Below are 17,251 nucleotides of genomic sequence, written 5' to 3'. Positions count from 1 at the left end.
CCCTAGGCGGCCTGGGCCCGGCGGGCGCGCTCACGCACCACGACCTCACGGGCGAGTTTCAGATAGGCTTGGCTGCCGGCGCACTTCAGGTCGTAGACCAGCGCCGGCTTGCCGAACGACGGCGCCTCGGACACCCGCACGTTGCGCGGTATGACCGTGTCGTACACCGTTCCGCCGAAGTGGCCGCGCACGTCGTTGGCCACCTGTTCGGACAGGCTGTTGCGCCGGTCGTACATGGTCAGCACCACACCCTGGATCTCCAGGCGCGGATTGAGGCTGCCGCGCACGAGCTCGATGGTGCGCATGAGCTGGGTCAGGCCCTCGAGCGCGAAGAACTCGCACTGCAGCGGCACCAGCACCGCGTCGGCCGCGGCCATGGCGTTGACCGTGAGCAGGTTCAGCGACGGCGGGCAATCGATCAGCACGTAGGTGTAGTGGCCCTCGCGCCGGATCAGATCCAAGGCGTCGCGCAGTTTGAAGGAGCGCCGGGGCGAATTGCCGAGCTCCAGCTCGACGCCGGAGAGGTCCGGGTCGGCGGGCACCAGGTCCAGGCCCGGCAGCTCGGTCTTCACGATCGCCTCGGTGATCGGCTGCTCGCCCATCAACACGTCGTAGAGCGTCTTCTTGCGCTTGGCCCGGCCGATGCCGAGGCCGGTGGAGGCGTTGCCCTGCGGGTCGGAATCGACCAGCAGCACCTTTTCGCCCACCGCCGCCAGCGCCGTGCCCAGGTTGATGGCCGTCGTGGTCTTGCCCACGCCGCCCTTCTGGTTGGCGATCACCAGGATGCGTAGGCCCGGGTCAGACTTTACGGCCACGGCCAAGTCTCCTCACTCTCACGATCCGCCCCCGCGGGTCACTTAGGCTCGGCAGGATGTCCGCCTCGAACTTCCAATATCTTGTAGCTTCTTCGAGCTCTGACGCAACATCTTGGCCCTTCAGGAACAGCGCCAAAGCGCCGCGCTCCAGGTAGGGCCGGGCATACCCGAGCAGGCGCGCGAGCGGCGCACAAGCCCGAGCCGTCACTATATCCACATCCAGCGACAGGTTTTCCGCACGTTCGTTATGAACGGTCGCCGGCAGGCCGAGCTCCGACACCACCTCGGACAGGAAGCGGCACCGCTTGGCCATGCTCTCGACGAGGTGGACGTGGAAGCCGGGCCGCCCCTTCCCCAGGATCGCCAGGACGACCCCCGGCAGGCCGGCGCCGGCGCCGAGATCGGCCCAGGTCAGGGCGTCGGGCGTGATCTTCAGGAGCTGGGCCGAGTCCCAGGCGTGCCGCGACCAGAAGATCTCCAGGGTCGCCGGCCCCACCAGGTTCATCTTCTCGTTCCACTCGGCGAGCAGTTGGCGATAGCGCTCCAGGTCGGCGACCTGGGCGTCCGTCGCGCCGCTGACCCGGGCGAACTCGGCCGCGTCCATCGCGGCGGGGGCGTCAAGCGGCTCGGCGGCGGACATGGGCGAGCAGGGCTGTCAGGGCGCCTGGGGTGACGCCCTCGATACGGCCGGCCTGGCCGAGAGTGAGCGGGCGCACGGCGGCGAGCTTCTCGCGCACCTCGTTGGAGAGACCCCCCACCCCGGCGTAGTCCAGGTCGGCGGGCAGGCGCAGGTTCTCGTCGCGGCGGAAGGCTTCGGCGTCCGCCGCCTGGCGGTCGAGATAGCCGGCGTAGGACGCGTCGATGGCGATCTGCTCGCGCACCGCCTCGGGCCAGTCGGCCAGCTCCGGCCAGACGCGGGCCAGGGTGTCGAAGTCGATATCGGGATAGGCCAGGAGCTGGGTGACGTCGCGGCGCTGGCCGTCGGCCTTCACCGGCAGCCCCAGGCGCGCGGCCTCGGCCGGGGTGAGCGTCAGCGCCCGCGCCCGCTCGCGTGCGGCGCCCAGGGCCGCGGCCTTCTCGCCGAAAGCCCGTTCGCGCTCGGAACCGACAACGCCGAGCGCCGCGCCCTTGGCGGTCAGCCGCTGGTCGGCGTTGTCGGCCCGCAGCAACAGGCGGAACTCCGCGCGGCTGGTGAACATCCGATAGGGCTCGGTGACTCCCCGCGTGACGAGGTCGTCGATCAGGACCCCAATGTAGGCTTCGTCGCGGGCGAACACCGCCGGCTCGGCGCCGGACGCGGCGCGGGCCGCGTTCAGCCCGGCCATCAGCCCCTGGGCGCCGGCCTCCTCATAGCCCGTGGTGCCGTTGATCTGCCCGGCCAGGAAGAGGCCCGGCAGGCGCTTGGCCTCCAGCGTCGGATAGAGTTCGCGCGGGTCCACGTAGTCGTACTCGATGGCGTAGCCGTAGCGCTTGACCCTCACCCCTTCGAGCCCGGGGATGGTGCGCAGGAAGAGGGCCTGGGTCTCCTCGGACACCGAGGTGGAGACGCCGTTCGGGTAGACCGTGTCGTCGTCCAGCCCCTCCGGCTCCAGGAAGACCTGGTGGCTGGTCTTGTCGGCGAAGCGGACGACCTTGTCCTCGATCGAGGGGCAATAGCGCGGGCCACGCCCGTTGATGCGCCCGCCGTAGACCGCCGACTCGGTGAGCCGCTCGGCGATGATCCGATGGGTCTCTTCGGTCGTGTAGGTGATGCCGCACTGAATCTGCGGGGTGGTGATCCGGTCCGTCAGGAAAGAGAACGGGGTCGGCGGGTCGTCCGCCGCCTGCATCTCCAGCCGATCCCAGGCGATGGTGCGGCCGTCGAGCCGGGCCGGCGTGCCGGTCTTCAGCCGCCCCATGGACAGGCCCAGGGCGTAGAGCCGGTCGGCTAGGCCGATGGACGGCGCCTCGCCCGCCCGGCCGGCCGGGATGCGCTGCTCACCCAGGTGGATCACGCCCTTCAGGAAGGTGCCCGTGGTCAGCACCACGCGGCCGGCGGCGTAGCGTTCGCCGCTCTGGCCCACCGCGCCGGCGACCCGGCCGTCCTCGACGATCAGATCCTCGACGGCGTCGGCCTTGATGGTCAGGTTCGGCGTGGACGCCAGCTCGGCCTGCATCGCCTCGCGGTAGAGCCGCCGGTCGATCTGGGACCGCGGGCCGCGCACGGCCGCGCCCTTGGAGCGGTTGAGCAGGCGGAACTGGATGCCGGCCTTGTCGGCCAGACGGCCCATCACCCCGTCCAGGGCGTCGATCTCGCGCACCAAGTGGCCCTTGCCCAGCCCGCCGATGGCCGGGTTGCAGGACATCTCGCCGATGGTCTCGATCTTGTGGGTGAGCAGCAGGGTGCGCGCGCCGAAGCGGGCGGCGGCCGCGGCGGCCTCGCATCCGGCGTGTCCGCCGCCGATGACGATGACGTCCCAGGTGGTCAAGCTGTCGGGTCCTGTAAGCGCAACGCCCCCGACGAGCGGGGGCGATCGAGGACTCTATATAGCCGATGGCGGGCCGGGCGTCGACGCGGGCGCGGGTGTTTCACGTGAAACATCGCCGCATGGCCGCGGCGGGGGCGCGCCAGTGTTTCACGTGAAACACCGGCTCACTTACCGATGCAGAAGCTCGCGAAGACCCGGTCCAGCACGTCCTCGGGGTGGATGCGGCCGGTCACCCGGTCCAGCGCACGGCTCGCCAGACGCACGTCCTCGGCCGCCAGTTCCGGCAGCTCGGTCTCGTCCAGAGCCCTGCGGAGCCGCTCGATCGCCTCGCCCAACAGCTCCCGATGCCGCAGCCGCGTGGCCGTCGGGCTCTCCGAGCCTGCAAGGGCGCCGACCACCGTCGCGGCCAACCCCTCGCGGAGCTGCCCGATATCTTTCGCCGAGTGCGCGCTCATCCGCACGACGGCGAGCCCCCAGGCTTCGGCCATACCGCGAGCCCAGTCTGTCGCCGGACCCTCGGCCAGGTCCTCCTTGGTGATCAGGCAGAGATCGCCCGCCCGCACCAGCCCGACGCCGATCTCCGCCGCGCCCGGACCGGAGCCGTCGACCACCCAGAGCCGCAGGTCGGCCTCCTCGGCCCACGCACGCGCCCGGCGCACGCCTTCCGCCTCGATCTCATCCTCTGCATCGCGGATGCCCGCGGTATCGGCGAGCAACGCCTTGTAGCCCCCCAGCACCATCGGGACCTCGATCACGTCCCGCGTGGTGCCGGGCGTCGCCGTGACGATCGCCGCATCGCGGCCGGCCAGGGCGTTCAAGAGCGTGCTCTTGCCCGCATTGGGCGCGCCAACCAGGGCGATGCGGAAGCCCTCTCGCACCCGCTCGCCGCGCCGCGCGTCCTCCACGGCCGCCTCCAGTTCACCGATCAAACCCGCCAGAACGGGCCGCGCCTGCTCGGCCACGTCAGCCGGCACCTCTTCGTCGGGGAAGTCCACCGCCGCCTCGAACACAGCCAGGGCCTCGACGAGGCTGGCGCGCCACCGCTCCTGCGCCCGGCCCAGCGCGCCGCCGAGCTGATCCAGGGCCTGGCGGCGCTGGGCGTCGGTCTCCGCCTCGATGAGATCGGCGACCCCTTCGGCCTGGGCGAGATCGAGCTTGCCGTTCTCGAACGCCCGCCGGGTGAACTCCCCCGGTTCGGCGAGCCGCAACCCAAGCGCCTGCAGCCGGGAAAGCAGGCTGGACACGACGGCCGGGCCGCCATGCACGTGAAACTCGGCGCTGTCCTCGCCGGTGTAGCTCTCCGGCCCGGGAAACCACAGCACCAGCGCCTGGTCGATCCGCCGCCCGTCCTCGTCGCGCAGGACGCGAAGCGCCGCAACCCGAGGCTTCGGCGCGCGTCGGCCCGTCAATTCGGCCACCGCCCTGCCCGCCTCCGGCCCGGAAACGCGCACGACGGCGACGGCCGCGCGTCCCGCCGCCGTGGCCGCCGCGAAGATCGTGGAGGTCATTTCGAGCGGCTGGCGCCCATGCTCGCGTCGGTCGCCGCCTGCATCAGCTTGCGGAAGGTCTCCTGCGCGCCGACGCCGAACGCGGCCCAGTTCTTCATCAGCTCTTCGGGCGCCAGCATGGCCATGTTGGCTTCCATGCGCGCCTGCATCTCCTTGACCAGCCGGTCGTTCAGACCGGTGACGTCAGGCAGGCCGAGGAAGGCGCGCGCCTCCGCCGGGGTGCAATCGATTTCGACGTTCATCTTCATGGCCCGGCTCCGCTTCAACCACGACATTGTTATGGCTGCTTCGCCACGCTCCGCGCTAGTAGCCTTTCAGCCATACGAACGCACGGGAGAGACGAATGGCCGCCGAAACCATGACCATCACCACGCCCGACGGCGCCTTTTCCGCCTATGTGGCGCGGCCCGCCAAGACACCGGCCGCCGCCATCGTGGTCATCCAGGAGATCTTCGGGGTCAACAAGGTGATGCGCGACATCACCGACGCCTACGCCGCGGCCGGCTACCTGGCCATCTGCCCGGACCTCTTCTGGCGGATCGAGCCGGGGATCGACATCACCGACCAATCCGAGGCCGAGTGGAAGAAGGCCTTCGAACTCTACAACGCCTTCGACGTGGACAATGGCGTGCGCGACATCCGTGCGACCATCGACGCCATCCGTAGCGACCCCGGCTGCAACGGCAAGGTCGGCGCGGTCGGCTTCTGTCTGGGCGGCCTGCTCGCCTTCCTCACCGCGACCCGCACCGACGCCGACGCCAGCGTCGCCTACTACGGCGTGGGCATCGAGGCGCGCACTGGCGAGGCCGAGAAACTGGCCCGCCCGCTGATGCTGCACATCGCCGAGGAAGACCAGTTCGTGCCCAAGGAAGCGCAGGCGCTCATCCGCCAGGCCTTGGGCGCGCACCCGCAGATCACCATGCACAGCTATCCGGGCCGCGACCACGCCTTCGCCCGGGTCGGCGGCGAGCACTACGACGCGGCCGACGCCAAGACCGCCAACGAGCGCACCATGGCGTTCTTCCAGGCCAACCTGAGCTGAGCCATGCGCGCCATCCGTCTTTCCCGCACGGGCGGGCCCGAGGTTCTCGAGCTTGCCGAGGTCGACGTCCCCACGCCGGGCCCGGGCCAGATCCTGGTCCGCCACACCGCGATCGGCGTCAACTTCATCGACACCTACCACCGCTCCGGCCTCTACCCGATCAAGCTCCCTTCGGGGCTGGGCATGGAGGCGGCCGGCGTGGTCGAGGCTGTGGGGCCTGACGTCGGCCGCTTTTCGAAGGGCGACGTCGTGGCCTACGCCTCCGGGCCGATCGGCGCCTACGCCGAGTTCAACGCCGTCGCCGCCGACCGGGCCGTCAGGCTGCCCCAGGACGTCACGCCCGAGGTGGCGGCGGCCGCCCTTCTCAAGGGCATGACCGCCGAATTCCTCTTGCGCCGTTGCCACGCTGTGCAGCCGGGCGAGACCATCCTGGTTCACGCGGCCGCCGGCGGCGTCGGTTCGATCCTGGTGCAGTGGGCCAAGGCGCTCGGCGCGACCGTCATCGCCACGGCCGGCGGCGCCGAGAAGCTCGAGCGCGCCAAGGCCCTGGGCGCGGACCATGTGATCGACTATCGCGAGGCCGACGTCGCCGCCGAGGTTCGCCGCATCACCGGCGGCAAGGGCGTGCCAGTGGCCTATGACTCCGTCGGCGCCTCGACCTTCGAGGGCACGTTGGCGAGCCTCGCCCGCCGCGGCCTGTTCGTCAGCTTCGGCAACGCCTCCGGCCCGGCCCCGCCCGTCGAGCCCGGCCGGCTGTCGCGCATGGGCTCGCTCTATTTCACGCGGCCGACCCTGTTCGACTACGTCGCCACCACCGAGGAGCTGGACGCCAGCGCCGCGGCCCTGTTCGACGTGATCGGCTCGGGCAAGGTGCGTGTCGACATCGGCCAGACCTTCCCGCTGTCGGAAGCCCGCGCCGCGCATGAAGCGCTCGAGGCCCGCGCCACGGTTGGCGCGAGCCTGCTGATACCCTGACGGGTTTCACGTGAAACGGCGGCTCCCTCCGTCCCGAGCGGCGGAGGGAGAAACGCCTCAGGTGTTCATCGACTGGAAGAAGTCGTCGTTGTTCTTCGACTGGCGCAGCTTGTCGAGCAGGAACTCGATCGCGTCCTGCGCGCCCATCGGGTTGAGGATCCGGCGCAGGATGTAGGTCTTCTGCAGCTGATCCTTCGGCGTGATGAGCTCTTCCTTGCGGGTGCCGGACTTGAGCACGTCGATGGCCGGGAAGATCCGCTTGTCGGCGACCTTGCGGTCCAGGACGATTTCCGAGTTACCGGTGCCCTTGAACTCTTCGAAGATCACTTCGTCCATCCGGCTGCCGGTGTCGATCAGCGCCGTGGCGATGATGGTGAGCGAGCCGCCCTCCTCCACGTTCCGCGCGGCGCCGAAGAAGCGCTTCGGCCGTTGCAGGGCGTTGGCGTCAACGCCGCCGGTCAACACCTTGCCTGAAGACGGCACCACGGTGTTGTAGGCGCGGCCGAGGCGGGTGACCGAATCCAGCAGGATGATCACGTCGCGCTTGTGCTCGACCAGGCGCTTGGCCTTTTCGATAACCATTTCAGCCACTTGCACGTGGCGCGTGGCCGGCTCGTCGAAGGTCGAGCTGATCACCTCGCCGCGCACCGTGCGCTGCATGTCGGTGACTTCCTCGGGCCGCTCATCGATCAGCAGCACGATCAGGTAGGATTCGGGGTGGTTGGCCGCGATCGACTTGGCGATGTTCTGCAGCATCACCGTCTTACCGACCCGCGGCGGGGCGACGATCAGGCAGCGCTGGCCCTTGCCCAGCGGGGCGACGATGTCGATCACCCGGCCGGAACGGTCCTTCAGGGTCGGATCGTCGATCTCCATGCGCAGCCGCTCGTCGGGATAGAGCGGCGTCAGGTTGTCGAAGTGGACCTTGTGGCGGACGTTGTCCGGGTTCTCGAAGTTGATCTGGTCAACCTTGACCAGGGCGAAGTAGCGCTCGCCCTCGCGCGGCGCGCGGATCGCGCCGACCACCGAGTCGCCGGTGCGCAGGCCGAACTTCCGGATCTGCGAGGGGCTGACGTAGATGTCGTCGGGGCCCGGCAGGTAGTTGGCCTCCGGACTGCGCAGGAAGCCGAAGCCGTCCTGCACCACTTCCATGGTGCCGGAGCCTGAGATCTCCACGCCTTCCTCGGCGAGGGTCTTCAGGATCGCGAACATCATGTCCTGCTTGCGCATCGAGTTCGCGTTCTCGATGTCGAGCGTCTCGGCGAAGCTGAGCAGGTCGGCAGGCGACTTGTCCTTCAGCTCCTGCAGGGACATGCGGGTGAGGCCCATGGCGGCGATCGCCGCCGCGGCCTCTGAGGGTTCGTCCGCGCCGTCGTTTTCGGCGTTCTCGGTCACCAGGTCGGTCTCTTCGGCCTGGGTCTCGACGATGTCGGACTGGGTTTCGTCTTGCATGGGTCTACTCGTTGACTCGGTCTGTTCGGAAAGGCCCCTTCCGCCCGCCTGGACCTGAACGGTCTTCGGGCGTGGAGCCGGATCGGGATGGTCCGCCGTCGGGCGGCGGAATGGGATTTCGGGGGCCGGGCCTGGCTGCGGTTGTCGCGCTGGGCGCCGGTGAAAGGCGGGGCGCGCCGCGGATCGCCGCGACACGTGATCTCACCGGAACCACAGGAACGCTGTCCGGTCAAGCAGACCGCTCGCCGCGGTCCCGGCCGAACAACGATTTCGTCAGAAGGTGAATTCGGTCGTCACCGCCAGCACCATGACGATCGCCGCCAGGAACGGCAGCTCGTTGGTCATGCGCCAGAACTTGTTCGACCGCGTGTTGCGGCCCTCGGCGAAGGCCTTGCGGGCCCGACCCAGGAAATGGTGCCACCAGGTCAGGAACACAACCCCCGTAAGCTTGGTGATCATCCAGGGCGTCAGAAGAAAATCCCAGCCGCGACCATGCCCGTCGATCCAGATCAGGCCCAGACCGAAAACATAGGCCGCGACCATCGCCGGGTTCATGATGATCCGATAGAGCTTGCGCTCCATGACCTGAAAGGTCTGGTCCATCTGCGAACCGACCTCGGCCTCCGCGTGATAGGCGAACAACCGCGGCAGATAGAGCAGCCCCGCCATCCAGGCGATGACCGACAGGATGTGCAGACCTCTGAACAGGTCGTAGTTCATGCCGCTTCCTTTCCGGGACAGCTCTCGCCGCCGCATCGTCCGTGGCTCGCCGGACAGCGCCAGGCGCCTTGCGGCTGCGCGCCGCCCGGACGGGTCAGGGCCTGCAGGACCGAACGAGCCAGGCCCTCGATGAACGCCGCGTCGACCCCCAGCGCCGGCACGCGCAGATAGGGCTCGCACCCCACGCTGGCCGCGAGCTGCGCATACTCGTGATCGAGCTCCACCAGCGTCTCCACATGTTCCGAGACGAAGGCGATCGGCGAGACCAGAACCCCGCGTCCCTCCGCGCCAGCCCGCCGCACTTCCTCGTCCGTCGACGGACCGAGCCACTTCATCGGCCCGACCCGGCTTTGATAGCAGATGCGCCAGTCCCACTCGCCGGGCAGCCGGGCCACGACGGCCGCGGCCGTGGCTTCCACCTGGGCCTGATAGGGATCGCCGTCGTCCACCACCTTCTGCGGCAGGCCGTGAGCGGAAAACAGCAGCCGCAGGCCCTTCGGACGACCGGCCTTGTCCCAGCACGTCTCGATCGCCCGGGCGTGGGCTTCGATCAGCCCCTCCTCGGTCGGATAGCAGCACACCGTCCGCGACCGTCCCGGTCCCCGGTATGACCGCGCCCAGTCCTTCAGCGACGACGCCGTGGTGGTGGTGGAGAACTGCGGGTAGAGCGGCAGAAGCACGATTTCGTCGGGCGCGAACGCCGCTACCTGCCGCGCGGTCTCGGAGGCGAACGGCGTCCAGTAGCGCATGGCGACGAACACCTTGGCGTCCAGATCCGGCCGCGCGGTCCTGAGCGCCGCTTCCAGCGCGGCGGCTTGCGCCACCGTCTCGGGCGTCAGCGGCGAGCGGCCGCCCATAACCTTGTAGTTCGCTTGGGCCGTCTTCTCCCTGGTCGTCGAGATCAGCGCCGCCAGCGGATAGCGCGCGATCGCCGGCAGACTGATGATCGCCGGATCCTTGAACAGGTTGAACAGGAACGGCCGGACCGCCTTCAGCGAATCCGGTCCACCCAGGTTGAACAGGACGACGGCGAGACGGGTCATTGCGCCGATTCCGCCTAGCTCCGCGTCACACGCTCGACGACGTGGGCGATGTGCTCGATCGGCGTGTCGGGCAAGATTCCGTGGCCGAGGTTGAAGATGTAGGGGCCCTGGCCCCACGCTTCCAGATAGGCCTCGACCCTGGCGTCGAGCGCCGGCCCGCCGGCGCGCAGCAGGAGGTTGTCGAGCGCGCCCTGCACGGTCTTGCCCTGCGCCTGCAGTTTCCGGCCCAGGGCGAAGGGCGCCTGCGTGTCCAGCGCCACGGCCTCGACCGGAACCTTGGCGGCGTAGTTCTCCACCAGCGCCCCGGCGCCGCGGGGAAAGCCGATGAACGGCGTGGTGACGCCGGCCGCGCGCACCTTCTCCACGATGGCCTTGTGCGGCCCGATCACGAGCCGCTCGAACATGTCCTCGGCCAGGCCTTCGGCCCAGGACTCGAAGATCTTCAGCGCCTGCGCGCCCGCCTTGGCCTGCATCACCAGGTAGCGCGCCGTGGAGTCCACCAGCACGTCCAGCAGGCGGTCGACCTTTTCGGCATGCTCGTAGGCGAAGGTCCTGGCTCCGGTCCGATCGCTGCCCCGGCCCTCGATCATGTAGGTCGCCACCGTCCACGGCCCGCCCGCAAAGCCGATCAGCGCCCGCTCCGGCTCGAGCTCCGCACGCACTCTCGACAGGGTCTCGCCGATGGCCGACAGCCGCCCGGTCGAGGCTTCGACTTCGCCGGCCAGACGCTCGATCTCGGGAAGCGGACCGAGCCTTGGCCCCTCGCCGGCCTCGAACCACACCTCCTGGCCCAGCGCCCGCGGGATCAGCAGGATGTCGGCGAAGACGATGGCTGCATCGAACGCGAAGCGCCGCATCGGCTGAAGCGTGGCCTCCGCGGCCATTTCAGGATCATGGCAGAAGGAGATGAAGTCCTTCGCCCGGCTGCGCAGCTCGCGATACTCGGGAAGGCAGCGTCCCGCCTGTCGCATGAACCAGATCGGCGGCCTGGGCAGGGTCTCGCCCGCCAGGGCCCGGAGAAGGAGCGGCTGAAACGCTTCGGTCATGGCTGCGTTAAATCGGTTTCGCCCGCCAGGCTCAAGCGTCGAGGTGAAGGGCTGGCCACCAACCTCTTTCAAATAGGATTCTTGAAGATTGCGGTTGAGGTAGTTGCTCGGCCGGCAAATGGGGAAACCGGCGGTCGCTCAGCGGTCGGCCCCGGCTTGTCCGAAGGTTCTTCACACTTCCTTAATCATTGGACGACGCGGCTGTTAATTGCGGGGATGGCCGGCCAAGCCCTTCGTAGCGCTTAAGGTTTTGTTAACCTGTGGCGTCGGACAGGCTGGGCGCCGGGATGACCGGGTCATACCGGCGTGCATGGCGCCCGGTAAGACCGTCCACGCCCGGACCGGGGCGTGGATAAGCCGGGGCGGCAGGATCCGGTTTTCCCCGCTCGTCCGCCGTCGGCGAAGCGGCCCGGGCGCCGCTGGGGACTATCCCCTTCGTCGTCCGCCTTCGCTAAAGAGTTATCGACTGCTTCGTCCCCAGATATTTTCCACCCCTGGAATCGCCCGGCCCGAATGACCGCTTCGACGTTCGCCACCTACTTCCATGTCCACCTGGTGTCGGACTCCACCGGCGAGACGCTGAACGCCATGGCCCGCGCCGTGTGCGCGCGCTTCGAGAACGTGCTGCCGATCGAGCACATCTACGCCCTGGTGCGGTCGCAGCGGCAGTTGGACCGGGCCCTGGCCGACATCGAGGAAGCGCCGGGGATCGTGATCCACACCATCGTCGACGCCGAGCTGCGCCACGCGCTGGAGGAAGGCTGCCGGCGACTGGACATGACCTGCATCCCGGCGCTCGACCCGCTGGTGTCGGCCCTGTCGCGCTATCTCGGCGCCGCGCTGACCAGCCGTATCGGCGTGCAGCACGCCCTGGACAACGACTACTTCAACCGGATGGACGCGCTGAACTACGCCATCGGCCACGACGACGGCCAGGGCGGCCAGGACCTGGACGCGGCCGAGGTCGTGCTCGTCGGCGTCTCGCGCACGTCCAAGACGCCGACCTGCATCTATCTGGCCCACCGCGGCGTGCGGGCGGCGAACGTGCCCCTGGTGCCGGGCCGTCCCGTGCCGGAGCGCCTGTTCGAGCTGCGCAACGCGCTCATCGTCGGCCTGACGGTGTCGCCCGACCGATTGCTGCAGATCCGCCGCAACCGCCTGCTCAGCCTCAATGAGAAGCGGGAATCCAGCTACATCGACGCCGACGCCGTGCGCGACGAGGTGATCCAGGCCCGCCGCCTCTACGAAAAGCATGGCTGGCCAGTGATCGACGTGACCCGCCGCTCGGTCGAGGAAACCGCCGCGGCCGTGCTCAACCTGCTGCATGGCGGTCACGGCCAGGTGGAGATTCTGGGATGAGCCGCGTGATCCTAGCGTCCAAGAGCACGGCGCGGCGGCAGGTGCTGGAGGACGCGGGCGTGCCGTTCGAGGCCGCCACGGCCGGCGTCGACGAAGACGCGGTCAAGGCCAGTCTTCTGGCGGAGGGCGCCGATCCGCGCCAGATCGCCGAGGCCCTGGCCGAGCTGAAAGCCGTGAAGGTCTCCCGCGGCCGGCCCGAGCTGGTGGTCGGCGCCGACCAGACCCTGGAGTTCGAAGGCGGCCTCTACGACAAGGTCGATCAGGTGGACCAGGCGCGCGAGCGCCTGCTGGCCCTGCGCGGCAAGCCGCACAAGCTGCACTCGGCGGTGGTGGTGGCCAAGGAAGGCCAGCCGATCTGGCGCGAGGTCTCCACCGCCGTCCTCACCATGCGCCCGTTCAGCGAAGCCTTCCTCGACGCTTATCTGCGCGACGAGGGCGAGGCGGCCTTGGGATCGGTGGGCTGCTATCGGCTGGAGGCCGTGGGCGCCCAGCTCTTCTCGAAGATCGAAGGCGACTATTTCGCCATTCTCGGCCTGCCGCTCCTGGGGCTGCTGGACCTGTTGCGCAGCCACGGAGTGCTGACCCGATGAGCCCGATCACCGGCAAGGCCCTGGTCGCCGGCGTCGTCGGCGCGCCCGTGCGCCATTCCCTGAGCCCGGTCCTGCACAACGCCTGGATCGAGGCCGCCCGGCTCGACGCGGTCTATGCGCCGTTCGCCCCGCCGCCGGAGCGGTTCGCCGCCTTCGTCGACGGCCTTCGCGGCGGCGCGATCGCCGGGCTGAACGTCACCCTGCCCTTCAAGGAACAGGCCCTCGCCCTGGCCGACGAGGCGAGCTCTCCCGCGGCAAAGGCGGCGGCAGCAAATGTGCTGGTCTTCCGGGCGGACGGGACGGTGTTCGCCGACAACACCGACGGCGCCGGCCTGCTCGCCGCCTTCGCCGCGCAGGCGCCGGGCTTCGATCCGGCCGCCGGCCCGGTGGTGATCCTGGGCGCCGGCGGCGCGGCCCGCGGCGCGGCCGCCGCGTTCGCCGACGCCGGCGCGCCGGAAGTGCGCATCGTCAACCGCACCCTCTCCCGCGCCCAGGCGATCACCGAGGCCCTCGGCTCGAGGGTCGGCGCGCTTGGGTTGGATCGGGCCGCCACGGCGTTCGACGGCGCGGGCGCGATCGTCAACGCCACCTCGGCCGGACTGGCGGACGGGCAGGTCCTGGACTTTCCCTTGGAGGCCGCGCCGAAAGCCTGCGTGGTCATGGACATGGTCTACAAGCCGCTGAGGACGCCGTTCCTGGCGCGCGCCGAGGCGCTCGGCCTGGCCACCGTCGACGGGCTGGAGATGCTGATTCGCCAGGCCGTCCCCTCGTTCGAAGCCTTCTTCGGGCAAGCGCCGCCGGCCGAGGTGGACGTGCGCGCCCTGGCCCTCGCCGCCATAGGAGCGCAGGCATGATCATCCTTGGCCTCACCGGCTCCATCGGCATGGGCAAGTCGACCACGGCGGCGATGTTCGCCGAGGCCGGGGTGCCGGTGTACGACGCCGACGCCGAGGTGCACCGGCTCTACGCGCCGGGCGGCGCGGCGGTGGCGCCGATCGAAGCGGCCTTCCCGGGGACGGTGCGCGACGGGGCGGTCGACCGGACGGCGCTCTCGGCCCAGGTGCTCGGCGATCCGGCGGCCCTGAAGCGGCTCGAAGGCATCGTCCATCCCCTGGTGGGCGCCACCCGCGCCGGCTTCTTCGAGGCGGCCAAGGCCAGGGGCGCCGACATGGTGGTGCTGGATATTCCGCTGCTGTTCGAAACAGGCGGCCAGAAGAACGTGGACGCGGTGGTGGTGGTGAGCGCCCCGGCCGACATGCAGCGCGCCCGCGTGCTGGAACGTGCGGGCATGACCGCCGAGAAGCTGGACGCGATCCTCGCCAAGCAGACGCCCGACGCGGAAAAACGCGCCCGCGCCGATTTCGTCATCGACACCGGCCGCGGATTGGAGGCCGCGCGCGAACAGGTGGCCGAGGTCATTGCGACCATGCGCGCCCGCGCGTGCGGTTGAACCAGCCGGCGAAGCGCGCCAATGATCGGCCATGGCGCGTGAGATCATACTCGACACCGAGACCACCGGCTTCGAACCCCATCTCGGCCACCGCCTGGTGGAAATTGGCTGCCTGGAGATCGAGGACTTCATCCCCACCGGACGCAGCTTCCACGTCTATATCGACCCCGAGCGCGACATGCCGGAGGAAGCCGAGAAGGTGCACGGCCTTTCCAGGGCGTTCCTGACCGGCAAGCCCAAGTTTGCCGACGCCGAGGTGGTGGACGCCTTCCTGGACTTCGTGGGCGACGCGCCGCTGGTGGCGCACAATGCGACCTTCGACCGAAACTTCATCAACCACGAACTAGGCGTGGTGAACCGCCAAGCCCTGCACGAGTCGCGCTGGGTCGACACCCTGGAGCTGGCGCGCAAGCGGTTTCCGGGGATGCACAACTCGCTGGACGCCTTGTGCCGCCGCTTCAAGATCAGCCTGTCGGACCGCGAAAAGCACGGCGCCCTGATCGACGCGCGCCTGCTGGCGGACGTCTATCTGGAGCTCAAGGGCGGTCGCGAGCGCAAGCTCGACCTCACCTCGTCAACCGCTCAGGCCGCGGTGGCGGCCGTCGCCAGCAAGGTCGCCTACGGCCAGCGTCCCCGGCCGCTGGCGTTCCGCTCGACCGAGGCCGAGCGGGCGCTGCATGAAGCCTTCATCCGCGACGTCGTGAAATCGGACGCGCTCTGGAAGAAGCACGGCATGAACTAGACGGGCGCGCAGCTCGACAGGTTGAGCGGCCCGATCTCGTGGCGCGACCAGCCGGACTTGCCATGGACGAACTCGGCGAACGCGGAATTCGGCCGGTATTCCGAGGTGCCGTCGCTCCAGCTCTCGAAGGTCATGGCCGCGGCCACCTTGGCCGTCACGCCCTTGGCCGTCTCGTCAGCGGTGATCTCCCGCTCGGCCTTGCAGGCGACGTCGAACGACCGGCAGGCCTTGTCGGCGGCGGCGCCGGCGCAGTCGGGACGGTCCTTGATGAGGGTCTCGCGCCAGGCGCGGATTTCCGTATCGAGGCCGGCGAACTTGTCGCCGCCGGCGTCGCTGGCGGGCTTGGGCCCGCTGCAGGCCGCCACCATCATCGTCGCCAGAACCGCAAGGGCCGCGCGTTTCGCCATCCGATCTCTCCAAGTGGTCGTCGGGGCGCGTGTTGGCACGCGGATGCGGCGATGAAAAGGCGTGGCGAGGCTGGAATCGGCCGCGCGGACCGGCTTGCTTAACGCCGGGTCGACCGGGCGTACAACATGTCCGACCAGCGCCAATCGTCGTCGCCGATGACCAGGCGGGCCGCACCCGGCGTGTCGTCCAGCGAGATCAGCACCAGGCCGCGCATCCGTTGCGAGCGGCAGGCCTCCGGGGCGAAGCCGACCTCCCACATCACCGCCTCGCGCACGGCGGCCAGGCCCTCGCCTTCCTGATCGGGCCGGCGCACCCAGTCGCCGCCCCAGATCTTGATCGCCTTGCCGTGGTCGGCGCGCGCCACGGCCGAACGGACCAAGGTGTTCTTGCGCAGGGCCTTTTCGATAAGCAGCGGCATGTTGCAGGCCCCGCCGGCGTTGCCGTTCCCGGCGGTCGCCGCGCCCGCCAGTTCGGAATCGCTCACCTCGACGCCCTGGCGTACGACGTGATCCTCGCCCGCCGGCATGGGTTCGACCTCGGGCGGCGGCGGCGCCTTGCGGAAGGCGTTCTTGCGCTGCGGCGTCTTGGCCGGCTTGGGGTCGGGCGTCGGTTCGGGAGAAGGCTGCACGCGCGGCGGCGGCTCGACGAGCTGCACCGTCATGAGGATCGGCTCGTACGGCTTCGGCGTTTCCATGCGCGCGGTGATCAGCGCCGCCAGCAGCCCGACGTGGACCGTCACGCTGAAGGCGATCGCCAGCTCGCGGCGAGACCGCGACAGCGAGCGCACGACCCGGTCAAGCGCATTCGGGGACGCGGAGGGCGCCCCCGAAGTCTCGGGTCCGGCTGACGACGCGTGACTAAGCTGGCTCACTCTTCACCGGATCGCGCCGCGCGGCCCGTCCCCTCAGGCCAGGACGATCAGCACGACGCGGCGGTTGGCCGCGCGGCCTTCGGCGGTGTCGTTCGGCGCGATCGGGTTTTCCGACCCGTAGGAGATCGTGCTCATCCGGTTCAGGGCCACGCCGTGTTCGTTCAGGTAGCGGCGCACGGCCTCGGCGCGCTTGGCGCCCAATTGCTCATTGGCCGCTTCGGATCCTCTGGCGTCGGTGTAGCCCTGGATCTCGACGTAGACGTTGCGGTTGTCGGACTTCAGCTTCTCGACGAAGGCGTCGAGCCGCGACTGGGCCTCGGGCGACAGGGTCGCCGAGCCGGCGTCGAACTTCATGCTGTCGTCGGACAGCACCATCGAATAGACGAACTTGCCTTCCGCCAGCTTGCCGGCCGCTTCGGCGCGCTGCAGCGCGTCCTGGGCCGTCTTGTCGATGGCGTCCATCTTGGTGTCCTGGTCGGACACGTGGCTGGACAGCGGCGCAAGCTGTTCGTTCACGTACTTCTTGGTCGCGCAGCCGCCCAGGCTGACAACACCCAACACGACCGCCCCCATGGTCGCGATCTTCGACGCTCGCCGGATCATGACTCTTTCTCTCCGCCTGTTTCCTTCGAACGGCCGTTAACCACCCGATCCCCTATTCCTTCAAGTCTGAAAAAGGCGGTTTGTAGGCGCCGTCTTCGGGACCACGGCCGCGATGTCCCCAGAATGGGCGGTCGTCCAACACCGTGGCGGGCGCTGTGC

General features: G+C 69.3%; 19 protein-coding genes. 7 read left to right on the top strand and 12 right to left on the bottom strand.

Going from position 1 to position 17,251, the window contains the following annotated elements; genetic code table 11:
• Window positions 1-2: 2 nt before the first annotated feature.
• The 5 genes from ACE3TA_RS15315 to ACE3TA_RS15295 form a co-directional block, all read right to left on the bottom strand.
• Window positions 3-815 carry a ParA family protein gene (locus tag ACE3TA_RS15315; RefSeq protein WP_374575160.1) on the bottom strand — a complete coding sequence of 271 codons (813 nt, stop codon included), beginning with the start codon at window positions 813-815 and terminating at the stop codon, window positions 3-5.
• Complete coding sequence (gene rsmG / locus ACE3TA_RS15310) at window positions 799-1,455, bottom strand: 16S rRNA (guanine(527)-N(7))-methyltransferase RsmG (protein WP_374575159.1); 657 nt, start codon at window positions 1,453-1,455, stop codon at window positions 799-801. The genes ACE3TA_RS15315 and rsmG overlap by 17 nt, the downstream gene beginning before the upstream one ends.
• Window positions 1,433-3,283, bottom strand: coding sequence for a tRNA uridine-5-carboxymethylaminomethyl(34) synthesis enzyme MnmG (mnmG, locus tag ACE3TA_RS15305; protein ID WP_374575158.1), 1,851 nt, complete (start codon window positions 3,281-3,283; stop codon window positions 1,433-1,435). Before mnmG ends, rsmG begins: the two co-directional genes overlap by 23 nt.
• Window positions 3,284-3,447: 164 nt before the next feature.
• A complete protein-coding gene (gene mnmE / locus ACE3TA_RS15300) occupies window positions 3,448-4,791 on the bottom strand; it encodes a tRNA uridine-5-carboxymethylaminomethyl(34) synthesis GTPase MnmE (protein ID WP_374575157.1) in 1,344 nt (447 codons plus the stop codon).
• Window positions 4,788-5,039: a DUF6489 family protein gene (locus ACE3TA_RS15295; protein WP_374575156.1), complete on the bottom strand. Its 252-nt coding sequence runs from the start codon at window positions 5,037-5,039 to the stop codon at window positions 4,788-4,790. The genes mnmE and ACE3TA_RS15295 overlap by 4 nt, the downstream gene beginning before the upstream one ends.
• 95 nt (window positions 5,040-5,134) lie before the next feature.
• On the opposite strand from ACE3TA_RS15295, the gene ACE3TA_RS15290 reads away from it, so the two are divergent.
• Both ACE3TA_RS15290 and ACE3TA_RS15285 read left to right on the top strand, forming a co-directional pair.
• Window positions 5,135-5,833, top strand: a complete 699-nt coding sequence (locus tag ACE3TA_RS15290; protein WP_374575155.1) for a dienelactone hydrolase family protein — start codon at window positions 5,135-5,137, stop codon at window positions 5,831-5,833.
• 3 nt (window positions 5,834-5,836) lie between these two features.
• Window positions 5,837-6,808, top strand: coding sequence for a quinone oxidoreductase (locus tag ACE3TA_RS15285; RefSeq protein WP_374575154.1), 972 nt, complete (start codon window positions 5,837-5,839; stop codon window positions 6,806-6,808).
• Window positions 6,809-6,865: 57 nt separating this feature from the next.
• Here the strand turns inward: ACE3TA_RS15285 and rho are convergent, their stop codons facing one another.
• The 4 genes from rho to hemE all read right to left on the bottom strand — a co-directional run bounded on the left by rho (window position 6,866) and on the right by hemE (window position 11,069).
• Window positions 6,866-8,260: a transcription termination factor Rho gene (rho, locus tag ACE3TA_RS15280; RefSeq protein ID WP_374575153.1), complete on the bottom strand. Its 1,395-nt coding sequence runs from the start codon at window positions 8,258-8,260 to the stop codon at window positions 6,866-6,868.
• 273 nt (window positions 8,261-8,533) lie between these two features.
• Window positions 8,534-8,980, bottom strand: a complete 447-nt coding sequence (gene hemJ / locus ACE3TA_RS15275; RefSeq protein WP_374575152.1) for a protoporphyrinogen oxidase HemJ — start codon at window positions 8,978-8,980, stop codon at window positions 8,534-8,536.
• Window positions 8,977-10,023, bottom strand: coding sequence for a ferrochelatase (hemH, locus tag ACE3TA_RS15270; protein WP_374575151.1), 1,047 nt, complete (start codon window positions 10,021-10,023; stop codon window positions 8,977-8,979). The genes hemJ and hemH overlap by 4 nt, the downstream gene beginning before the upstream one ends.
• Before the next feature lie 14 nt (window positions 10,024-10,037).
• Window positions 10,038-11,069 carry a uroporphyrinogen decarboxylase gene (gene hemE, locus ACE3TA_RS15265; RefSeq protein ID WP_374575150.1) on the bottom strand — a complete coding sequence of 344 codons (1,032 nt, stop codon included), beginning with the start codon at window positions 11,067-11,069 and terminating at the stop codon, window positions 10,038-10,040.
• Between the two features lie 513 nt (window positions 11,070-11,582).
• Here hemE and ACE3TA_RS15260 point away from each other — a divergent pair.
• The 5 genes from ACE3TA_RS15260 to dnaQ are packed head-to-tail and all read left to right on the top strand — an operon-like array spanning window position 11,583 to window position 15,210.
• Window positions 11,583-12,428 (top strand): pyruvate, water dikinase regulatory protein, encoded by an 846-nt coding sequence (locus ACE3TA_RS15260; RefSeq protein WP_374575149.1) that lies wholly within the window; start codon window positions 11,583-11,585, stop codon window positions 12,426-12,428.
• Window positions 12,425-13,018 (top strand): Maf family protein, encoded by a 594-nt coding sequence (locus tag ACE3TA_RS15255; RefSeq protein WP_374575148.1) that lies wholly within the window; start codon window positions 12,425-12,427, stop codon window positions 13,016-13,018. Before ACE3TA_RS15260 ends, ACE3TA_RS15255 begins: the two co-directional genes overlap by 4 nt.
• Window positions 13,015-13,872, top strand: coding sequence for a shikimate dehydrogenase (aroE, locus tag ACE3TA_RS15250; RefSeq protein WP_374575147.1), 858 nt, complete (start codon window positions 13,015-13,017; stop codon window positions 13,870-13,872). Before ACE3TA_RS15255 ends, aroE begins: the two co-directional genes overlap by 4 nt.
• Complete coding sequence (gene coaE, locus ACE3TA_RS15245; RefSeq protein ID WP_374575146.1) at window positions 13,869-14,468, top strand: dephospho-CoA kinase; 600 nt, start codon at window positions 13,869-13,871, stop codon at window positions 14,466-14,468. Before aroE ends, coaE begins: the two co-directional genes overlap by 4 nt.
• 31 nt (window positions 14,469-14,499) lie before the next feature.
• Complete coding sequence (gene dnaQ, locus ACE3TA_RS15240) at window positions 14,500-15,210, top strand: DNA polymerase III subunit epsilon (protein ID WP_374575145.1); 711 nt, start codon at window positions 14,500-14,502, stop codon at window positions 15,208-15,210.
• Here dnaQ and ACE3TA_RS15235 read toward each other — a convergent pair.
• The 3 genes from ACE3TA_RS15235 to ACE3TA_RS15225 all read right to left on the bottom strand — a co-directional run bounded on the left by ACE3TA_RS15235 (window position 15,207) and on the right by ACE3TA_RS15225 (window position 17,092).
• Window positions 15,207-15,617: a hypothetical protein gene (locus ACE3TA_RS15235; RefSeq protein WP_374575144.1), complete on the bottom strand. Its 411-nt coding sequence runs from the start codon at window positions 15,615-15,617 to the stop codon at window positions 15,207-15,209. The two genes, dnaQ and ACE3TA_RS15235, sit on opposite strands and share 4 nt — an antisense overlap.
• A 98-nt stretch (window positions 15,618-15,715) precedes the next feature.
• Window positions 15,716-16,405, bottom strand: a complete 690-nt coding sequence (locus ACE3TA_RS15230) for a hypothetical protein (RefSeq protein WP_374575143.1) — start codon at window positions 16,403-16,405, stop codon at window positions 15,716-15,718.
• A gap of 117 nt (window positions 16,406-16,522) precedes the next feature.
• A complete protein-coding gene (locus ACE3TA_RS15225) occupies window positions 16,523-17,092 on the bottom strand; it encodes an OmpA family protein (RefSeq protein WP_374575142.1) in 570 nt (189 codons plus the stop codon).
• Window positions 17,093-17,251: the final 159 nt, after the last annotated feature.

The organism is Phenylobacterium sp., from assembly GCF_041916435.1.
In the GTDB taxonomy this organism is placed as follows: domain Bacteria; phylum Pseudomonadota; class Alphaproteobacteria; order Caulobacterales; family Caulobacteraceae; genus Phenylobacterium.
The sequence above is the reverse complement of the archived record's forward strand: the minus strand, read 5'-3'. Positions and strand labels throughout refer to the sequence as shown.

Bases quoted from the DNA above. Each gene is read 5' to 3' on its own strand.
- hemH (WP_374575151.1), bottom strand. From the start codon at position 10,023: ATGACCCGTCTCGCCGTCGTCCTGTTCAACCTGGGTGGACCGGATTCG.
- mnmE (WP_374575157.1), bottom strand. From the start codon at position 4,791: ATGACCTCCACGATCTTCGCGGCGGCCACGGCGGCGGGACGCGCGGCC.
- hemE (WP_374575150.1), bottom strand. From the start codon at position 11,069: ATGACCGAAGCGTTTCAGCCGCTCCTTCTCCGGGCCCTGGCGGGCGAG.
- ACE3TA_RS15285 (WP_374575154.1), top strand. From the start codon at position 5,837: ATGCGCGCCATCCGTCTTTCCCGCACGGGCGGGCCCGAGGTTCTCGAG.
- hemJ (WP_374575152.1), bottom strand. From the start codon at position 8,980: ATGAACTACGACCTGTTCAGAGGTCTGCACATCCTGTCGGTCATCGCC.
- aroE (WP_374575147.1), top strand. From the start codon at position 13,015: ATGAGCCCGATCACCGGCAAGGCCCTGGTCGCCGGCGTCGTCGGCGCG.
- coaE (WP_374575146.1), top strand. From the start codon at position 13,869: ATGATCATCCTTGGCCTCACCGGCTCCATCGGCATGGGCAAGTCGACC.
- rsmG (WP_374575159.1), bottom strand. From the start codon at position 1,455: ATGTCCGCCGCCGAGCCGCTTGACGCCCCCGCCGCGATGGACGCGGCC.
- ACE3TA_RS15260 (WP_374575149.1), top strand. From the start codon at position 11,583: ATGACCGCTTCGACGTTCGCCACCTACTTCCATGTCCACCTGGTGTCG.
- ACE3TA_RS15255 (WP_374575148.1), top strand. From the start codon at position 12,425: ATGAGCCGCGTGATCCTAGCGTCCAAGAGCACGGCGCGGCGGCAGGTG.
- rho (WP_374575153.1), bottom strand. From the start codon at position 8,260: ATGCAAGACGAAACCCAGTCCGACATCGTCGAGACCCAGGCCGAAGAG.
- dnaQ (WP_374575145.1), top strand. From the start codon at position 14,500: ATGGCGCGTGAGATCATACTCGACACCGAGACCACCGGCTTCGAACCC.
- ACE3TA_RS15235 (WP_374575144.1), bottom strand. From the start codon at position 15,617: ATGGCGAAACGCGCGGCCCTTGCGGTTCTGGCGACGATGATGGTGGCG.
- ACE3TA_RS15295 (WP_374575156.1), bottom strand. From the start codon at position 5,039: ATGAAGATGAACGTCGAAATCGATTGCACCCCGGCGGAGGCGCGCGCC.
- ACE3TA_RS15290 (WP_374575155.1), top strand. From the start codon at position 5,135: ATGGCCGCCGAAACCATGACCATCACCACGCCCGACGGCGCCTTTTCC.
- ACE3TA_RS15225 (WP_374575142.1), bottom strand. From the start codon at position 17,092: ATGATCCGGCGAGCGTCGAAGATCGCGACCATGGGGGCGGTCGTGTTG.